General features: G+C 69.5%; 15 protein-coding genes and 1 tRNA gene. 10 read left to right on the top strand and 6 right to left on the bottom strand.

Going from position 1 to position 17,675, the window contains the following annotated elements; translation table 11 throughout:
* The first annotated feature begins 2 nt into the window (after window positions 1-2).
* Genes eboE through C4B68_RS06095 form a run of 3 tightly spaced genes read left to right on the top strand, consistent with a single transcriptional unit; the run spans window position 3 to window position 3,689 of the window.
* Window positions 3-1,172 (top strand): metabolite traffic protein EboE, encoded by a 1,170-nt coding sequence (gene eboE / locus C4B68_RS06105; RefSeq protein WP_099498400.1) that lies wholly within the window; start codon window positions 3-5, stop codon window positions 1,170-1,172.
* Window positions 1,169-2,599: an alkaline phosphatase family protein gene (locus tag C4B68_RS06100; protein WP_099498399.1), complete on the top strand. Its 1,431-nt coding sequence runs from the start codon at window positions 1,169-1,171 to the stop codon at window positions 2,597-2,599. Before eboE ends, C4B68_RS06100 begins: the two co-directional genes overlap by 4 nt.
* 46 nt (window positions 2,600-2,645) lie before the next feature.
* Window positions 2,646-3,689 (top strand): sugar phosphate isomerase/epimerase family protein, encoded by a 1,044-nt coding sequence (locus tag C4B68_RS06095; RefSeq protein WP_099498398.1) that lies wholly within the window; start codon window positions 2,646-2,648, stop codon window positions 3,687-3,689.
* A 211-nt stretch (window positions 3,690-3,900) separates the two neighbouring features.
* Here the strand turns inward: C4B68_RS06095 and C4B68_RS06090 are convergent, their stop codons facing one another.
* From C4B68_RS06090 to frc, 3 genes are all read right to left on the bottom strand, one after another.
* Window positions 3,901-5,286 (bottom strand): OFA family MFS transporter, encoded by a 1,386-nt coding sequence (locus C4B68_RS06090; RefSeq protein WP_099498397.1) that lies wholly within the window; start codon window positions 5,284-5,286, stop codon window positions 3,901-3,903.
* Between the two features lie 115 nt (window positions 5,287-5,401).
* On the bottom strand, window positions 5,402-5,614 hold the full coding sequence (locus tag C4B68_RS43010) for a hypothetical protein (protein WP_373682164.1): 213 nt from the start codon (window positions 5,612-5,614) through the stop codon (window positions 5,402-5,404).
* Between the two features lies 1 nt (window position 5,615).
* Window positions 5,616-6,848, bottom strand: coding sequence for a formyl-CoA transferase (gene frc / locus C4B68_RS06080; protein ID WP_104879961.1), 1,233 nt, complete (start codon window positions 6,846-6,848; stop codon window positions 5,616-5,618).
* A 162-nt stretch (window positions 6,849-7,010) separates the two neighbouring features.
* Between frc and sucC the strand changes: the two genes are divergently transcribed.
* The 3 genes from sucC to C4B68_RS06065 all read left to right on the top strand — a co-directional run bounded on the left by sucC (window position 7,011) and on the right by C4B68_RS06065 (window position 10,822).
* The gene (sucC, locus tag C4B68_RS06075; RefSeq protein WP_099498396.1) at window positions 7,011-8,144 is read left to right on the top strand and encodes an ADP-forming succinate--CoA ligase subunit beta; all 1,134 of its coding nucleotides are present in this window, start codon (window positions 7,011-7,013) and stop codon (window positions 8,142-8,144) included.
* Between the two features lie 11 nt (window positions 8,145-8,155).
* Window positions 8,156-9,088 carry a succinate--CoA ligase subunit alpha gene (gene sucD / locus C4B68_RS06070; RefSeq protein WP_099498395.1) on the top strand — a complete coding sequence of 311 codons (933 nt, stop codon included), beginning with the start codon at window positions 8,156-8,158 and terminating at the stop codon, window positions 9,086-9,088.
* 177 nt (window positions 9,089-9,265) lie between these two features.
* Window positions 9,266-10,822, top strand: coding sequence for an aldehyde dehydrogenase family protein (locus tag C4B68_RS06065; RefSeq protein WP_099498394.1), 1,557 nt, complete (start codon window positions 9,266-9,268; stop codon window positions 10,820-10,822).
* Between the two features lie 85 nt (window positions 10,823-10,907).
* On the opposite strand, the gene C4B68_RS06060 is transcribed toward C4B68_RS06065, so the two are convergent.
* A complete protein-coding gene (locus tag C4B68_RS06060) occupies window positions 10,908-11,111 on the bottom strand; it encodes a hypothetical protein (RefSeq protein ID WP_099498393.1) in 204 nt (67 codons plus the stop codon).
* 210 nt (window positions 11,112-11,321) lie between these two features.
* Here C4B68_RS06060 and C4B68_RS06055 point away from each other — a divergent pair.
* Window positions 11,322-11,406, top strand: a tRNA-Leu gene (locus C4B68_RS06055).
* A 143-nt stretch (window positions 11,407-11,549) separates the two neighbouring features.
* On the opposite strand, the gene C4B68_RS06050 is transcribed toward C4B68_RS06055, so the two are convergent.
* Together C4B68_RS06050 and C4B68_RS06045 are read right to left on the bottom strand one after the other, a co-directional pair.
* The gene (locus tag C4B68_RS06050; protein ID WP_099498392.1) at window positions 11,550-12,968 is read right to left on the bottom strand and encodes a recombinase family protein; all 1,419 of its coding nucleotides are present in this window, start codon (window positions 12,966-12,968) and stop codon (window positions 11,550-11,552) included.
* Window positions 12,969-13,316: 348 nt separating this feature from the next.
* Window positions 13,317-14,552: a tetratricopeptide repeat protein gene (locus C4B68_RS06045; RefSeq protein WP_099498391.1), complete on the bottom strand. Its 1,236-nt coding sequence runs from the start codon at window positions 14,550-14,552 to the stop codon at window positions 13,317-13,319.
* A 43-nt stretch (window positions 14,553-14,595) separates the two neighbouring features.
* Between C4B68_RS06045 and C4B68_RS06040 the strand changes: the two genes are divergently transcribed.
* From C4B68_RS06040 to C4B68_RS06030, 3 genes are all read left to right on the top strand, one after another.
* Window positions 14,596-15,768, top strand: a complete 1,173-nt coding sequence (locus C4B68_RS06040; RefSeq protein ID WP_099498390.1) for a hypothetical protein — start codon at window positions 14,596-14,598, stop codon at window positions 15,766-15,768.
* Between the two features lie 243 nt (window positions 15,769-16,011).
* Window positions 16,012-17,091: an SEC-C domain-containing protein gene (locus tag C4B68_RS06035; protein WP_099498389.1), complete on the top strand. Its 1,080-nt coding sequence runs from the start codon at window positions 16,012-16,014 to the stop codon at window positions 17,089-17,091.
* 22 nt (window positions 17,092-17,113) lie between these two features.
* Window positions 17,114-17,425 carry a hypothetical protein gene (locus tag C4B68_RS06030; protein WP_099498388.1) on the top strand — a complete coding sequence of 104 codons (312 nt, stop codon included), beginning with the start codon at window positions 17,114-17,116 and terminating at the stop codon, window positions 17,423-17,425.
* Window positions 17,426-17,675 lie beyond the last annotated feature (250 nt).

Below are 17,675 nucleotides of genomic sequence, written 5' to 3'. Positions count from 1 at the left end.
CGATGCGCTTCCGCCACCCGGACGGCTCCACCGTCCACCTCGCCTACTGCACGAACGTCCACCCGGCCGAGACGCTCGACGGCGTCCTCGCCCAGCTCCGCGACCACTGCGAACCCGTCCGCCGACGCCTGGGCCGCGATCGCCTCGGCATCGGCCTGTGGCTCGCCAAGGACGCCGCCCACGCGCTGGTCACCGACCCGTCGGCGCTGCGCGGCCTGCGCGCGGAACTCGACCGCCGCGGCCTCGAAGTGGTCACCCTCAACGGCTTCCCCTATGAAGGTTTCGGCGCCGAAGAGGTCAAGTACCGCGTCTACAAACCGGACTGGGCCGACCCGGAACGGCTCACCCACACCACCGACCTCGCCCGCGTCCTGGCCCAGCTCCTTCCCGACGACGTCACCGAAGGCAGCATCTCCACTCTGCCCCTGGCCTGGCGCACCGCGTACCCCGATGAGCGGGCGGCGGCAGCCCGCACCGCACTGGCCAGGCTCGCCGAACGCCTCGACGCCCTCCACGAACTCACCGGCCGCTCCATCCGCGTCGGCCTGGAACCCGAACCCGGCTGCACCGTGGAGACCACCGCCGACGCCCTCGCCCCGCTCACCACGATCGGCCACGACCGCATCGGCATCTGCGTCGACACCTGCCACCTCGCCACCTCCTTCGAAGACCCGCACACCGCCCTGGACGCGCTCACCCAAGCCCGCGTCCCCGTCGTCAAGTCCCAGCTCTCAGCCGCCCTGCACGCCGAACACCCCCATCTCCCCGAAGTCCGCACGGCCCTCGCCGCCTTCGACGAACCCCGCTTCCTGCACCAGACCCGCACCCGGACCGCCGCCGGACTGCGCGGCACCGACGACCTCGGTGAGGCCCTCGCCGGCGACGCCCTGCCCGACGCCTCCCCGTGGCGCGCCCACTTCCATGTCCCGCTGCACGCGGCCCCCGCCGCGCCCCTCGCCTCCACGCTCCCCGTACTCCGTGCCGCACTGACCCGCCTCATCGGCGGCCCGCATCCGCTCACCCGCCACCTGGAGGTCGAGACCTACACGTGGCAGGCCCTCCCGTCCGAGCTGCGCCCCCGCGGCCGTACCCAGCTCGCCGACGGCATCGCCGCCGAACTCACCCTCGCCCGCGACCTGTTGACGGACCTCGGCCTGAAGGAGCTGCCGTGACCCAGCCGCCGGTACCAGCACCTCAGCCCGAGCAGCACTCCGACGAGCACCGCCGTCCCACTCCTCTCCTCGTCCTGGACGTCGTCGGCCTCACCCCCCGTCTCCTCGACCACATGCCGCACCTCAAGGCCCTAGGCCAGTCCGGCTCCCGCGCCCCGCTCGGCACCGTCCTGCCCGCCGTCACCTGCGCCGCCCAGTCCACCTTCCTCACCGGCAGCCACCCCTCCCAGCACGGCATCGTCGGCAACGGCTGGTACTTCCGCGAGCTCGGCGACGTACTCCTGTGGCGTCAGCACAACGGCCTGGTCTCAGGCGACAAGCTGTGGGACGCCGCCCGGCGCGCGCACCCCGGCTACACGGTCGCCAATATCTGCTGGTGGTACGCCATGGGCGCCGACACCGACATCACCGTCACTCCCCGTCCCGTCTACTACGCCGACGGCCGCAAGGAACCCGACTGCTACACCAGGCCCCCGGCCCTGCACGACGAACTCACCGAGAAACTCGGCACGTTCCCCCTCTTCCACTTCTGGGGTCCCGGTGCCGACCTCGTCTCCAGCCGCTGGATCATCGATGCGACCCGCCACATCAACCGCACCCGGCGGCCGGACCTGACCCTCTGCTACCTCCCTCACCTCGACTACGACCTGCAGCGCTTCGGCCCCGACGACCCGCGCTCCCTCCAGGCGGCCGCGGACCTCGACGCGGCCATGGCTCCTCTCCTCGACGACGCCAGGGCGGAGGGCCGTACCGTCGTCGCGCTCTCCGAGTACGGCATCACGCGCGCGGACCGCCCCGTCGACATCAACCGCGCCCTGCGCCGCGCCGGACTCCTGGAAGTGCACACGCAGGACGGCATGGAGTACCTCGACCCGATGGCCTCCCGCGCCTTCGCGGTCGCCGACCACCAGATCGCCCATGTCTACGTGCGACGTCCAGAGGACCTGGATGCCACGAGAGCAGCGCTCGCCGACCTGCCCGGCATCGAGCGGCTCCTCGACGACGAGGGCAAGAAGACCCATCACCTCGACCATCCGCGCTCCGGCGAACTCGTCGCCGTCGCGGAGCCGGACGCCTGGTTCACGTACTACTACTGGCTCGACGACGCCCGCGCGCCCGACTTCGCGCAGCTCGTCGAGATCCACCGCAAACCCGGCTACGACCCGGTCGAACTCTTCATGGATCCCCTCGACCCCTACGTCAAGGTGAAGGCGGCCACGGCTCTGGCCCGCAAGAAGCTCGGCATGCGCTACCGCATGGCGGTCGTGCCCCTGGACCCCTCACCTATTCGAGGCAGCCACGGCCGCCTTCCCATGAGCGACGACGACGGTCCGCTCATCATCTGCTCCACCCCCCGCACAGTCACGGGCCGCGTCGCGGCCACCGATGTGAAGTCATTGCTGCTCCAACTCGCTGGACTCCACTGAATCAGACGCCACTGACAATCCGTATCGAGACAGGAGTCACCCCGTCATGAGCCGCATATCTCCCGACCCGGAGCTGTCCCGCACCCTCAGCAGACGCGGCATCCTCGGCGTCGCCGCCGGTGCCACGGCGGCCGCGTTCCTCGGAGCCGCCGCCACCCCGGCCGCCGCCACCGAGTCGCAGGGCGACGGCCACGGACACAGCCGTCCTGTACTGCCCCCCGGCCGCCTCGGAATCCAGCTCTACAGCCTGCGCGACAAGGTCTCCACCCTCGGCTTCGCACCCGTCTTCGCCGAGCTGCAGAAGTACGACTACGACGAGATCGAGTTCGCCGGCTACACCCAGGGCTCCGCAGGTGCCATCACGCTCGCCCAGCTGAAGCGGCTGGCCCGCGACCACGGACTCAACCCCATCGGCAGCCATGTCGGCTACTACTCCAGCGACCCCAACGCGTACACCTTCGCGACCAACCTCACCAAGGTCCTCGACGACGCCCAGGCGCTCGGCCTCAAGCACATCGGCACCGCGTCCGGGCCCTTCCGGTACGGCTCGACCGTCGACGCCTGGAAGCGGGCCGCGGAGGAGTTCAACACCTACGGTGCCGCGGCCAAGGCGCGCGGCATGAAGTTCTACCAGCACAACCACTCGGAGGAGTTCTCCTTCGCCACCGACCGGCCGGGCGTCCGCCTGTACGACGTGCTGCTCGCCGAAACCGACCCGGACCTCGTCTACCTGGAGATGGACATCTACTGGGCGTACGTCGGCCAGTTCCGCTTCAGCAAGAGGGTGGACGGCACCCCCGCTCCCTTCGATCCGCTGCGCTACGTACTCAAGCAGCCCGAGCGCTACCCGCTGTTCCACGTCAAGGACGGCGTGCGCGACGACACCGTCGAGCACGGCTACCGGATGACGGACGTCGGTGACGGCGACATCGACTACAAGACGTTCCTGTCGTCGGTGACCCAGCGCACCCACCGGGGCCGCACCTACCACCACTGGCAGGCCGAACACGACAACCCGCAGGAGTCCTTCGCCTTCGCCCGTAAATCCAGCGAGCACCTGCACTCGCTCCGGGAGAAGTGCGGCGAGTAACCGCCCGACCGCGCGCACAAAAGGGCACGGCCCCGCCCGAACGGCTTTGGCAGAAGCCATTCCGGCATGACGGCCGTGCCCTTTTGCGTGGATTCACCGCGAATGCGACAGGAGTATATGCGGCCCGCTGATCAGCAGCCCACGGTCCCGCCGTATCCGCCGATGCGAAACCGGGGCGCTTCGGTGTGCACGGTCAATCCCGGCCGAGGACTCAGTCCGTCTCCCGGCTGATGGGCATCGGGTTGGCCTTGACCCCCTTCTTCGGCCGGCCCGGTGGTGTCAGGAACAGTGCGATGAACGCGGCGAACAGTGAGATCGAGCCGGCCAGAGTGAACGCCCCGTTGTGGCCCCAGTTGTCCACCACGACCTTGCCCATGCCGGCTCCCAGCAGGCCGGACACCAGCTTGGAGCTGTAGACCAGGCCGTAGTTGGAGGCGTTGTTGTTCTCGCCGAAGTAGTCCGCCGTCATCGCCGCGAACATCGGGAAGATGGCGCCTCCGCCGAACCCGGAGATGCTGGAGAAGAGCAGGAACAGCGGGAGGTTCTTCATATCGGCGGACCACAGGATGCCGTACTGCGAAAGGCCGAGGACGATGCAGACGAAGATCAGGCACCGCTTGCGCCCGTAACGGTCCGACAGCCAGCCGATCACGCCGCGCCCGGTGCCATTGACGATGGCCTTCATCGACATGGCCGTCGCGACGATCCCGCCGGCGAAGCCGGCCTCCTCGCCTATGTCGACCTGGAAGGCGATGCCGAAGATGTTCACGCCCGAGGTGCACAGCAGGCAGAACCACATCAGCGCTACCCGCCCGGTACGCCAGGCCTCACCCGGGGTGTACTGCCGTACGGCAGGCGGGTTCATGGCCAGCGCCCGCCGGGCACGGGGGTCGTTGGGCGGACGCAGCGGGTCGACCTCGGCCGGCCACCAGTTCTTCGGCGGGTCCTTGAAGAAGGAGCCGGCCACGGCAACCGTCGCGGCCAGGAAGAAACCGACCGTGACAAGTACCCAGCGGAAGTTCGTCAGATCCATGTAGTTGGTGAAGAGGAAGACGAACGGCACGGAACCGTAGGCGAATCCGCCGTTGACGAAGCCGGTCTTGCCTCCCTTTCGTTCCGGGTACCACTTGCCGACCATGTTCACGCAGGTCGCGTAGACCATGCCCGCGCCCATACCGCTGAACATGCCGAACCCGACGTACGCGACGATCACATGCGGCGCGAGCGCGAGGGACAGATATCCGAACAGAGTGCCGAGTGCGCCGAGCATCATCGCCCAGCGGGCCGGCAGTCTGCCGCTTTCCCTGAGCTTTCCGGCGGGGAAGGCCACCGCTGCCTGGAAGAACACCCAGACACCGAGCATCCAGAAGATGTGCCCGTCGTTCCATCCGTGTGCGATATGCAGGGTGTCCTCGGCCGACGCGAATGCGTACTCGGCCGAGCTGATGCCCATCATGCCGACCCACGGCAGGATGACCATCCACTTGCGTGGACGGCCCATGATGTCGATATCGGTCTCACCGATTCGATACTTCCGGCCGTTGGCGTCCGTCACCTCCCTATAGGGGACGGGTGTGGAGATGTCTGTTGTCGCCATGTCGATCGAACCTCTCGTGTTGAAGAAGCCTGGCCAGCGCCCCCTGTCCGTACTTCCCATGCCGGGTCTCGCGGCGAGCGGTTGCCGCGAGTCCCGTGGTTCGAACTCCCTCAGCTCATCGACCGCCCCCCAACAGTCCTGCGGTGTAGGCCCACCGGTACTTGGCGGCGCCGAGCGCCGCGACCGGCTTCCCCGTGGTGTACGGGTAGGCCACGACGCCGTTGCCCGAAGAGGTATGGACAGGCCTCCTCGACCTTGGTGTCACCGGCCGGCGACACCACGACGACTTCTCGATGCCGCGCTCGCGGAACTCGGGAGATGTCGTCACGTCAGATGACCCCGTTCGACTTGAGGAGCCGGAATTCCTCGTCACCGAGGCCGAGTTCGCCGACGTAGACCTCTTCGTTGTGCTCGCCGAGCAGCGGCGGACTGGTCACGTCGACGGGGGAGTCGGAGAGTTTCAGCGGGCTGCCCACGGTCACGAACTCGCCCCGCTCGGGGTGCGGCACCCGTACGATCATCTCGTTGGCGACCAGCGAGGCGTCCTCGATGATCTCCTTGGTGGACAGGATCGGGCCGCAGGGGATGTTGTGGGCGTTGAGCCTCTCCAACACGTGCAGCTTGGGGAGGGTCGACGACCACTCCTCGATCATCTGGAACATCTTCTCCAGCTTGGGCAGCCTGGCTTCGGGGGTGGCCCACTCGGGGTCCTCGGCGAGTTCGGGCCGGCCGATGAGCTCGCTGATCGGCTTCCAGCCGACGGGCTGGACGATGACGTACACGTAGTCGTTCGGGCCGCCCGGCGCACACCTGACCGCCCAGCCGGGCTGGCCGCCGCCGGAGGCGTTCCCCGACCGGGGAACCTCGTCGCCGAAGTCCTCGTTGGGATATTCAGCGAGCGGGCCATGGGCCAGGCGCTGCTGGTCGCGCAGTTTCACCCGGCAGAGGTTGAGCACGGCATGCTGCATGGCCACGTTGACCCGCTGGCCGCGGCCGGTGTGGGTGCGCTGGAAGAGGGCGGCGAGGATGCCCGCGACGGCGTGGATGCCGGTGCCGGAGTCGCCGATCTGGGCGCCGGTCGCGAGTGGGGGGCCGTCTTCGAAGCCGGTGGTCGACATGGATCCGCCCATGGCTTGGGCGACGACCTCGTACGCCTTGTAGTTGGTGTAGGGGCCTTCCCCGAAGCCCTTGATGGAGGCGTAGACGATCTGGGGGTTGATCTCGCGGATGCGGTCCCAGGTGAAGCCCATGCGGTCGATGGCCCCGGGTCCGAAGTTCTCGACCATGACGTCGCTGCGGCGGATCAGTTCCGTGAGGATCTGCTGGCCGCGGTCGGTCTTGGTGTTGAGGGTGATGCTGCGCTTGTTGCTGTTGAGCATCGTGAAGTAGAGGGAGTCGACGTCCGGGAGGTCGCGCAGCTGCTTGCGGGTGATATCACCGGTCGGCGCCTCCAGCTTGATGACATCGGCGCCCAGCCAGGCCAGCAGTTGGGTCGCCGAGGGACCGGACTGCACGTGCGTCATATCCAGGACGCGGATGCCTTCGAGAGCCTTCGTCGTCACAGGTCACCTCACTTGTCCGTGGCTTCCAGCGCCCTGGCGTCGCAGGTCGTGGGCGATGTGCGGCACATTGCATACAGTCGACGGATACTGTATGAAGATTGTTATCCCGCATCCGATGGGTGATGTCCAGGGGGCGTGCAGCACTTTTAAGACGGGAGCCTCATGACGGACCTGTATGAGCATCAAGCACGGGGTCTCTTCCAGGAATACGGCATCTTGGTGCCGCGGGCCGAGGTGACGGACTCGCCCAAGGGGGCGCGGGAGATCGCCCGCCGGCTCGGTGGTCGCGTCGTCGTAAAAGCCCAGGTGAAGACCGGCGGGCGCGGCAAGGCGGGCGGGGTGAAGCTCGCCGCGGACCCGGCGGCCGCCGAACTGACGGCGCGCCAGATCCTCGGCATGGACATCAAGGGCCACACGGTCCGCACGGTGATGCTGGCCCAACCTGTGGACATCGAGAGCGAGTTCTACATCTCGTGCGTCCTCGACCGCGCGGCCGGACGCTTCATCGCGATCGCCTCCGCCGAAGGGGGCATGGAGATCGAGGAGGTGGCGACGAGCAGGCCGGAGGCCGTGGCGCGTATCCCCGTCGACCCGGCGCAGGGTGTCACCTCGGCGAAGGCGACCGAGATCGCCGAGGCCGCGGGGCTGCCACCGCAGACGGTCGACGTGCTCGTACGGCTCTGGCAGGTGCTGACCCGCGAGGACGCCGTCCTCGTCGAGGTGAACCCCCTTGTTCGTACGGCCCGGGGGCAGATCCTGGCTCTGGACGGCAAGGTCACCCTCGACGACAACGCCCGCTTCCGGCAGGCGCGTTGGGGAGAGCAGGATGCCGAGCACGGTGATCCACTGGAGGCGGCGGCCGCCGCCAAGGGCCTCAACTACGTCAAGCTGGACGGCGCGGTCGGCGTCATCGGCAACGGCGCGGGCCTGGTCATGTCGACCCTCGACGTGGTCGCGGGCTGCGGCGCCCGCCCGGCGAACTTCCTCGACATCGGCGGCGGAGCCTCCGCCCAGATCATGGCCGACGGCCTGTCCGTCATCCTCGCCGACCCGGACGTGAAGTCCGTCTTCGTCAATGTCTTCGGCGGGATCACCGCCTGCGACGCGGTCGCCGACGGCATTGTGCAGGCCCTGGACGCCGTCCAGCTGACCAAGCCGCTTGTGGTCCGCCTCGACGGCAACAACGCCGTCCGCGGCCGGGCCATCCTCGACGACCGGGCGCACCCCCTGGTGCAGCAGGCCACCACCATGGACGGCGCCGCGCGCCGTGCCGCCCAACTCGCCCACGCCGGCTGAAGGAGCGGGACATGGCCATCTTTCTCACCAAGGAGTCCAAGGTCCTCGTCCAGGGCATGACCGGCGGCGAGGGCATGAAGCACACACGGCGGATGCTCGCGGCCGACACGGACGTCGTCGGCGGCGTCAACCCCCGCAAGGCGGGCCAGACCGTCGACTTCGACGTCCCCCAGTGCCTCAAGGGCCTGGGAGGTACCCCCATCACCGTTCCCGTCTTCGGGTCGGTGCGCGAAGGCATAGAGGCGACCGGAGCGGACGTGAGCGTCGTCTTCGTCCCACCGGCCTTCGCCAAGGCGGCCGTTGTGGAGGCCGCCGACGCCGGAATCGGACTCGCCGTCGTCATCACCGAGGGCATCCCGGTCCACGACTCCGTCGCCTTCCGCGCGTATGCCGCCACCAAGGGCACGCGCATGATCGGCCCCAACTGTCCGGGCCTGATCACTCCGGGCCAGTCGAACGCGGGCATCATCCCCGCCGACATCACGAAGCCCGGACGCATCGGCCTGGTCTCCAAGTCCGGCACCCTCACGTACCAACTCATGTACGAGCTGCGGGACATCGGCTTCTCGACCTGTGTCGGCATCGGCGGCGACCCCGTCGTCGGCACCACCCACATCGACTGCCTGGCGGCCTTCCAGGACGACCCCGACACCGAACTGATCGTTCTCATCGGGGAGATCGGCGGCGACGCCGAGGAACGGGCGGCCGCGTACATCCGTGACCACGTCACCAAGCCCGTCGTCGGCTACATCGCCGGATTCACCGCCCCCGAAGGAAAGACCATGGGGCATGCGGGCGCCATCGTCTCCGGCTCGTCGGGCACCGCCCAGGCGAAGAAGATGGCCCTGGAGGCGGTCGGGGTGCGCGTGGGCGGCACCCCGACCGAGACGGCGCGGCTGGTGCTGGACCAGCTGGAAACCGAACGTGACGTCACTCATAGTTAATGTGTGGTGACTGCCAGAGACGCGGCGGCCTCACTACGTTCCTCCGTACGGACCTAGCAGCCTCACATCATTCCTCCGTACATACGCGACAACTGCTCGCGCGGGCCCGAGCTTCCTGCGGTTCGGCAGAAGCCGGGCCCCCCGCCCCCGACTGTGCACCGAGAGCGGAGACACCGAATGGCAACCACCCTCAACCCCACCACCCTCGTCGTGAAGTCCGGCACGTCCTGGGCCGACGCCTGGCAGCGCTGCCTCCAGGTCGCGCCCGAGGCGTTCCAGGGCGACCGCGTCCTCAACCTCTGGGGCGCCGCCTGGCGGGCGGACGGCCGGGCGCTGCCCGCCACCAGCCCCGTCGACGGCAGCCCCATCGCGGGCCCGCCGCGCCTGGACGGCGCCACCGCCCAGCAGGCCGTACGCGCCTCACTCGACCAGCACCGCGCCTGGCGCCACGTGCCACTCGCGGAGCGCCGGGCCCGCGTGGCGGCGACCCTCGACGCCCTGACCGAACACCGCGAACTGCTCGCCCTCCTGCTGGTCTGGGAGATCGGCAAGCCCTGGCGGCTCGCCCAGGCCGATGTGGACCGGGCCATCGACGGAGTGCGCTGGTACGTCGACGGCATCGAGCCCATGGTGGAAGGCCGGACTCCGCTCGACGGACCCGTGTCCAACATCGCGAGCTGGAACTACCCGATGAGCGTGCTCGTTCACGCAATGCTGGTACAGGCATTGGCAGGCAACGCGGTCATCGCCAAGACCCCGACCGACGGCGGCGTCGCCTGTCTGACCCTGGCCGGCGCGCTCGCCGCGCGCGAAGGGATCCCCGTCACCCTCGTCAGCGGCAGCGGACGCGAGCTGTCCGAGGCGCTCGTCAGGGCGCCCGAGATCGGCTGCGTCTCCTTCGTCGGCGGCCGCGACACGGGTGCCGCGGTGGCCACCGCCGTCGCCGACCTGGGCAAGCGACACGTACTGGAACAGGAGGGCCTCAATACCTGGGGCATCTGGAACTACACGGACTGGGACGCGCTGACCGCGGTCATCCCCAAGCTCTTCGACTACGGCAAGCAGCGCTGCACGGCCTACCCGCGCTTCGTCGTCCAGCGGGCCCTGTTCGACGAGTTCCTGGCGGCCTACCTCCCAGCGGTCCGCACCCTGCGCATCGGTCACCCGCTCGCGGTCGAGCACCCCGACGACCCGTACCCCGCCCTGGACTTCGGCCCGGTGATCAACGCGGCCAAGGCCAAGGAACTCCACGACCAGGTCGCCGAGGCCATCGACCGGGGTGCCGTCCCGCTGCACCGAGGCAAGCTGTCCGACGCGCGCTTCCTGCCCGGCCAGGACACATCGGCGTACCTCCAGCCCGTCACGATCCTCAACCCGCCCCCGTCCTCACCGCTGCACCACGCGGAGCCCTTCGGCCCGGTCGACACCATCGTCCTGGTCGACACCGAGGCCGAGCTGCTCGCCGCCATGAACGCGTCGAACGGCGCGCTGGTCGCCACGCTGTCGACGGACGACAAGTCGACGTACGACCGCCTGGCACCACAGATCCGTGCCTTCAAGGTCGGCCACGGCAAGCCGCGCTCCCGGGGCGACCGCGACGAGCTCTTCGGCGGCTTCGGCGCGTCGTGGCGCGGCGCGTTCGTGGGCGGGGAGCTGCTGGTGCGTGCCGTGACGCAGGGACCGGCGGGGGAGCGGTTGCCGGGCAACTTCCCGGACTATCACCTCATGCCGTGACGTGAGGTCGGGCGGGCGGCGTCCTTGGCGGGACGCCGCCCGGTCGGCCGCCGCCCAGCCCTCCGGCTTCACCGGTTGCCCAGGTTCATCGGTGGTCCGGCTGTTCGATGCCCTGCCGGTCGGGTCGCAGGGCGAAGGCGCGGTACGCCACCGCGGGGACCGTTCGCTCCACGGCCCGCGTCAGCGGCTCGCCATGTCGTACGAGCGGCTCGCGCGGGTCGGCGGGAGCGACCGGCAGCAGATCGTCGAGTCCGGCGAGCCCGCGCCGTGTGCCCTGCGCGCTGCCCACCGCGCAATCCCGAGCGCCCTCGGCGGCCGCCCTCCCGCGGAGCCCCAGGTAGTCACCTAGTCACCCATGGTGAGACTCCAGGCGCACCCCCTGCCCGACCCGCGCATCCGCTCCGGCGCCCCGGATACGCAGGTGAAAGGCACTCCGAAACCTTGGTATTGTTGTCCATGTCGCCGTGGGGAACACCCCCGGTCAGGCGACAGACACCTGGTCCGGGTGGCGGAATGGCAGACGCGCTAGCTTGAGGTGCTAGTGCCCTTTATCGGGCGTGGGGGTTCAAGTCCCCCCTCGGACACAGAACAGAGTTGCCCCACGGTGCCCTGATTTTGGGCAGGGGACATCGGCACCCGCTTCCGGCTCCCGGCCGGGGCGGGTGTTCGTGGTTTCGGTACCTTCGGCCTGGCTCCTTTCTTCAGCGGCTGTTCACTGGACTTCGAGTTAGCTGATGGTGATCCTCTCTGCCTGGTGTGTGTCCGCGGTCAGGGTCCTGGCCGCGGGGTCGTAGGTCAGGGAGATCTCTTGGCTGCGAAGGTAGGCGATCGCCTGGGCAACGGTGGGCTGCACGGACTCTCTGCTGACCGGATCCGACGTAAACGACTCCGCGTGGCCAGTGAGGCGGAGGAACAGGGCGGGCAGGTGCGGCAGGGCTCGGTCTTCGCGTAGGTAGGTGTTGGGGGTGCGGTCTGGGTCGGGGCGGGTGGCGCTGGTGTGGCCGTGGCGGCAGCGGTAGCCGGTGCGGTGGTGGGTCCAGTGGGATTCCATGCGTCGGCCGCAGATGCCGCAGCACAACAGCCCTGCCAGGAGATAGGTGCGCCCGGGTGTGGTTTCCCGGTGGGTGCGGAGGTGTTGGACGGTGATGAAGTCGGCTTCGCTGACCAGCGCCGGGTGCGCGGGTCGGGCGGAGATGATCCAGTCGTTCGGGGTGTTCCAGCGCATGACGTCGCGGTGGCCGAGTGTGGTGTTGGCGGGGTCGATCAGGTCGTGGTCGGTGCGCTGGCGGTTCCAGACCTGGCGGCCGGTGTAGCGGGGGTTGCTCAAGATCGCGCGCACGGTGGTGAGGGTCCACTGGCGGTGGGTGCGGTGCGGGTTGCGCTGAGGGTCGGCGGCGGACGGGCAGGGGATGTCCGCGTCGTTCAGGGCGCGGGCGATGCGGGACGTGCTGTGTCCGGCCAGACGCTGGGCGAAGATCCATTTCACAATGGGGGCGTACTCGGGGTGGGGGTCGAGGCGCTGGAGGCGGACACCGCGGCGGGCCAGGGCCCGGTTGGGGTGCGGGCCGGCATCCACCAGCCGATATCCGTACGGTGGGCGTCCGCCGAGGTAGCGGCCCTGGTCGCGGGCTTGGATGGTCATGGCAGTGCGTACCCGGATGCGGGTGCGGGCGATCTCGCGCTTGGAGAGGATGCCCAGCAGGACCATCAGCACTTCCTGGGCGAGGATCTTGGGGTCGAAGGGTCCGCCCAGCTCTGGGATCCACACCGGTATCCGGTAGTGCTCGAACAAGGGCGCCAGTGCGGCGAATTGGTTGCCGTAGAAGGCGCGCTCGCTGGAGCCGATGACGATGGCGTCGAAGCCGCGGTCGGGATCGGCCAGGGCGGCCACGAGCGCGGCGGCCCGCGGACGGCGGGTCCAGGGCAGGACGCGGCTATGCCCGACGTCGAAGAACTCGGCCGTCACCCGCCCGTACCCGGAGGTGATCGCCTGTGCGCGGAGCAGCTGCCAACCCCGGGATGTCTCCGGATCCTGATGGTCCTCGGTGGACACCCGGCCGTAGAACGCGAAGCGCAGCCCGTCAGGCGCACCGGGTTCGGAGCCGGGTGAGGGCCGGGCGGTCTCACTCGCCCAGGTGGCCAGCATGCCGGATCGCCCGACGCTTTGATCGGTTCGAGAGCGAGAGTTCGCCCCGCCATTCGTCTCACCTCCCGCGTACGAGGCCGCCGGTCGGGCTCGGTCGGCCCTGGACGGAGAGCGGGTGCGGCCGCGCGTCTCGTCCGGGATGGCTTCGCCTGTGGCTGGGGTGCCCGTTGGGGTGCGGGAGCACAACCAGCGCACTGGCGCATCCGAGGTGTTCGCTTCAGTTCAGGAGCGGGGCCGGGGAGGCGTCAGGGAGCCGTGGGCCGGCCGGTTCGGCTTCCTAAGGCAGTCGTGGGCAGTAGCCCTGGTCGGCCAGCCAGGCACGGGCCCGGCCGCGCTGCCGCTCGTCACTCAGCCGGTGATAGTCGCGCCATGCCTGGTCGCCTGACGCCAAATGTGCTCGGCACGCAGGGCGTGCAGGTAGTCGGCGAACTCGCCTGGGGTGCCGAGCTGTTGGTGGAGCGCACGCAGCGCCTTGAGGTGGCGTACCGCGTACTGGTAGCGGTACTTATTGCCGGTCTCCGCCAGATACCCGGCGATCAAGCGCCGGTAGGGGCCGGTCACGTCGGCCGGGTGCGTCGTGCGCCGTTGTTCGATCAGGTCCTGGAGCAGGTACTTACCCAGGTCGTCAAGGTGGTCGACGGCTACCTGCCAGGCGTCATCGTGCTGTCCGGTCTCTTGCAGGCACAAGATCAGTTCCCGGGCGCCGGCGGGGTTGGCCGGCAGCCGTTCGCGCAGCAGGCCGAGCGCCCACTGAATGGTCTGTGGACTTCCGATGCGGGTGGCGGTGGCCTGCAGCGGATGGAAGACCGCGTGTACGGGGGTGCGCTCGAAGGCCGCGCGGCGCACGGCGAGTGCCTCCTCTTCGTTGCCCGCCCGTGTGAGCAGGTCCACCAGGGCATCGCGCAGCGGCGGCAGGTAAGGGCTGGTGGGGTGGGCGGCCAGACCGCGGCGCGCCCAGACGGTCGCCTCCTCGGTGCGGGCAGCGTCCCGCAGCGCCTCGGTGATCTTCAGATACTGGCCCGGGGTGCGCAGGTCGCGCGCCACCACACCGATGTACCAGTCCGTGTCGCCGACGTTCGCGGCCAGCTGTTCACGCAGATCCTGAATGTGCGAAGCGGCCCCGTACCGGTCCTCATCCGTAAGGCCGGACGCCCGGTCCTCGACCAGGTCAGCGAGGTGCGCCAGTCCGACCGGCCCGAGGCCGGCAGCGAAATCCGCCAGTTGGAGGTCGGGCCAGCCGGGCCCGTCGAACGTGGTCTTGTCGATCCACGTGGCCAACGTCTGCGGACGCCTCGGCGGCGCAGCACAGACGGCCTTGGCGTAGAGGACCGTCAACGCACGCAACGCGTCGCCCACAGTGCCGCCGGAGTCATCCAGGTACATCAACGCCTTCGCCACCCGGTCCACCGCGGTGCGCAGTTTCGGCGCCGCCTGGTCCGCCAGCCCGCCGTCCAGCAGCCGCTCGGCCGCTTCGTGGACGGCCCAGGCCGCATCCAGGTATTCGCCGTGCCCGGCGTAGGGGCCGCGGCGCCTGTCCCGGCGCAGCCCGTCCACCAGCCCGGCCAGCTCCTCAACCTCGCTCATCCGGACATCCCATCAAACCGCCGCGCAGGTAGGCTGCCGGGCCGTGAGCGAGTACCAGTACTACGAGTTCCTGGCCGTCGACCGCCCGCTGACCAAGGCCGAGATCGCCCAGGTAAGAGCGCTGTCTACGCGGGCCCGGATCACCTCCACCAGCTTCGTCAACGAATATCACTGGGGTGACTTCCACGGCGATCCCACCAAGCTCGTCGAGCAGCTTTACGACGCCCACCTGTACTACGCGAACTGGGGCAGCCGCCGTCTTCTGCTGCGTATCCCCGCCTCCGTGCTCCCGGCCAAGACCGCGCAGGGCTACGCGCTTCAGGAGACACTCGCGGTGTGGACGCGCGGCGGCCATACCCTGCTGGACTTCTCCCTGAGCGCCGAGGACGGCGGCGAGTGGGATTTCGAGACCTCCTTCGAGCTCGCCTCGTTCGCCGGGCTCCGCGCCGAGCTCGCGGCTGGGGACCTTCGCCCGTTGTACCTGGGCTGGCTGGCCGCCGTCGCCGTCTGGGAGCTCGCGGACGATGACGAAGAGGAGTACCAGCGCGAAACGGAGCCATCCGTCCCCGCCGGGCTGGCCGAGCTGACCGGGCCGCAGCGGGCCCTCGCGGACTTCCTGCGCGTCCCGCAGGACCTGCTCGCCGTCGCAGCGTCCGACAGCGCTCCGGCCACCGAGTCGGCGGCCGCCCCGGACAGGCTCGCCGCCTTCATCGCCGGACTTCCGGCGCCCGAGAAGGACACCCTGCTGCTCCAGGCAGCCCTCGGCACAGCCCCCCAGCTCGGCCCCGGACTCCTGGCTCGCTTCCGGCAATCCCTACGCACCAGCGAGGGCGGCCCCGGGGTACGCCGCAGCGCGGCCCAGCTCCTGGACGCGGCCCACCGCCACCGCACCGTGCGCGCCCAGCGGGAGCGGGCCGCACGCGGGGCGGCGGAGCAAGCGCGAGTACGGGCAGTCGCCGAGGCCCGCGACGCGCGCCTGGACCACTTGGCCCGCGACCAGGCGACCGCCTGGCGCACCGTCGACGACCTCATCGCCCAGCGCAAACCGGCCGCCTACGACCAGGCCGTCGCGCTGCTCAGCGACCTGCGCGCACTCCACGCACGTCAGGGCAGCGCCGCCGACTTCGACCGCAGATCCGGCGAACTGCGCACCGCCCACCGAGGAAAGCCCTCGCTCATGCGCCGATTCGACGCCCTGGGCTTCCCCAACCCCTGACCGTCCGGCCGGGCGAGCCGAGCCAGGGCGCCTTCATACATGGGTGTTCGCCGAAGCCACCCACTAGGCCGGGCGGCTTTGGCACGGAGTTGGGGACGGCCAGAGGCGGGCGCGTGCGGCACGTCCAGGCACAGCCCGACCGCAGCGCGGCGATGTCGGCCGTCGATACCACATGGCCCGTCCCGGTGTCAGGCCCGTAAAGGAAGGGGGAGTTGGGCTGCCGGTCCTCGGTAGGCTCGCGGTATGAGCAGCGCATCCCCTTCGCCTATCCGAGCCGTCGACTCCCCGTACGAGCAGTTCCTCGCGACGGTGGGCAGGCAGCCGACGGCGGCGCAGTGTGAACAGTGGGCCGACGAGCACCCCGGGGATCCGGACCAGGGCCGCGCGCTGGTGCACGCCGGATGGCTGACCGCCCGCGGCAAGCAGCACCAGGGCGGCGACGACGCAAAGGCGCTGGAGCTGTTCACTCGGGCGACGAAACTCAGCGGCGCGGCCGGCCGACAGGCGCAGGTCGGGGTGGTGGAGACGCTCTACGCGCAGGACCGCGAGCGGGACGCCGAACAGGCCGAGCAAGCCCTACGCGAGGAGCTGACCGAGCAGCCCGATGAGGCCGTGGCCGACCTGCAGGTCTTCGACGACATGGTCGACATGCTCGGGGAGATCGGCAGGTCCGAACGGGCCCTTGACTGGTGTCTGGCCGCCCTGGCACACCCCGCAGCGCGGGAGAACAAGGGGACCGGTGGCGGCGAGGCCGCCCGACTGCGCCACGGGCTGCGCATCAGCCGGGCTCTCCTGCGCCGGGACCTCGGTCTGGAGCCGACCGACGACGACCTGGCCGCCGAAGCCGAGACTGACGCCGAACTAGGGGAATTCGGCGAAGAGTTGGACCGGGCACTGAGTGGGCTGCCGTCGGGGAGGCCGGTGGAGGTGCCCGAGGACACAGCGGCCTTCGACGGGATCGTGCTGCGCTGGGTACGCGAGGACTTCGCCGCAGTACGCACCCGCTGGCCCGAGTCGACCGACTCCTACGGGGACGACTACACCGCCTACGCACAGCGGCTGCAGACCGACGCGCGCGCCTACGCGGAGGCCGGCGCCGCCCGGGTGCACATCGTCAGCGCCACCCTGGCCGCGTACGAGGAGTTCGCCGTCCGTGAAGGGCGCGATGCCGACAACCCGGACACCCGCCGCGCGTTCAGCAGGCATGTGGTGCGCGCCCACCCGGACGAGTCGCTGGCCTGGCCCCCGCCGCGGAACGGGCCATGCTGGTGCGACTCGGGCCGAAAATACAAGAAGTGCTGCGGCGCCCCGGCCAGGAACTGATCTCGCAGGGAAGGACCACACAGTGGAGGGTCTGTCGGACCAGGACCTCGACGCCATGATCGCCGAGGCGCTCGTTGACGCCTACGGCGAGGACGAAGAGCTGGTCGGCTTCCATGCCGTGCTCAGCGACCGCGTTACCGTGCCCTTCACCACCGAAGTGCTGGGAGTCGACGTCATCGTCGAGGAGATCGACCTGCGACCAGGCAGCGGAGTGGTAGCGATCTGCCGCCGCGGACGGATCCTCCAACCCATAGGTCTGCGAGACCTCCCGCTGCCCGACCCTCCGCCCGAGGGCGCCGAATGGATCGAAGCTTTCCGCCACTGGGCCCTGTGAAGCCCTTCGGTGAAAAGCGTCCCGAAGAGGGAGGGATTCGTGCTCCGGAATCGACAGGGCCCTTGCCCCTGCCCCTCGATAAGGCCGGGACCAGAGAGCGCCACCCCTGTGAGGGATGTCGACCGGCGTCCAAGTTCAATACGCTGAGTGGTATCTGCCCTACACCGATAGCTCAAGTACCGCGGTGAGACACGCATTCCGTGGGCTCCCGGTATCGATCCCCCCTCGGACACAACCACTGACGATACGG

This window comes from Streptomyces dengpaensis (assembly GCF_002946835.1).
In the GTDB taxonomy this organism is placed as follows: Bacteria; Actinomycetota; Actinomycetes; order Streptomycetales; family Streptomycetaceae; genus Streptomyces; species Streptomyces dengpaensis.
This window is presented reverse-complemented; position numbering and strand designations above follow the sequence as displayed.

What these genes read in the sequence shown, in the direction of transcription:
- eboE (WP_099498400.1), top strand. Translation starts at nt 3, where the DNA reads ATGCGCTTCCGCCACCCGGACGGCTCCACCGTCCACCTCGCCTACTGC.
- C4B68_RS06095 (WP_099498398.1), top strand. Translation starts at nt 2,646, where the DNA reads ATGAGCCGCATATCTCCCGACCCGGAGCTGTCCCGCACCCTCAGCAGA.
- C4B68_RS06090 (WP_099498397.1), bottom strand. Translation starts at nt 5,286, where the DNA reads ATGGCGACAACAGACATCTCCACACCCGTCCCCTATAGGGAGGTGACG.
- sucC (WP_099498396.1), top strand. Translation starts at nt 7,011, where the DNA reads ATGACGGACCTGTATGAGCATCAAGCACGGGGTCTCTTCCAGGAATAC.
- sucD (WP_099498395.1), top strand. Translation starts at nt 8,156, where the DNA reads ATGGCCATCTTTCTCACCAAGGAGTCCAAGGTCCTCGTCCAGGGCATG.
- C4B68_RS06065 (WP_099498394.1), top strand. Translation starts at nt 9,266, where the DNA reads ATGGCAACCACCCTCAACCCCACCACCCTCGTCGTGAAGTCCGGCACG.
- C4B68_RS06050 (WP_099498392.1), bottom strand. Translation starts at nt 12,968, where the DNA reads ATGCTGGCCACCTGGGCGAGTGAGACCGCCCGGCCCTCACCCGGCTCC.
- C4B68_RS06045 (WP_099498391.1), bottom strand. Translation starts at nt 14,552, where the DNA reads ATGAGCGAGGTTGAGGAGCTGGCCGGGCTGGTGGACGGGCTGCGCCGG.
- C4B68_RS06035 (WP_099498389.1), top strand. Translation starts at nt 16,012, where the DNA reads ATGAGCAGCGCATCCCCTTCGCCTATCCGAGCCGTCGACTCCCCGTAC.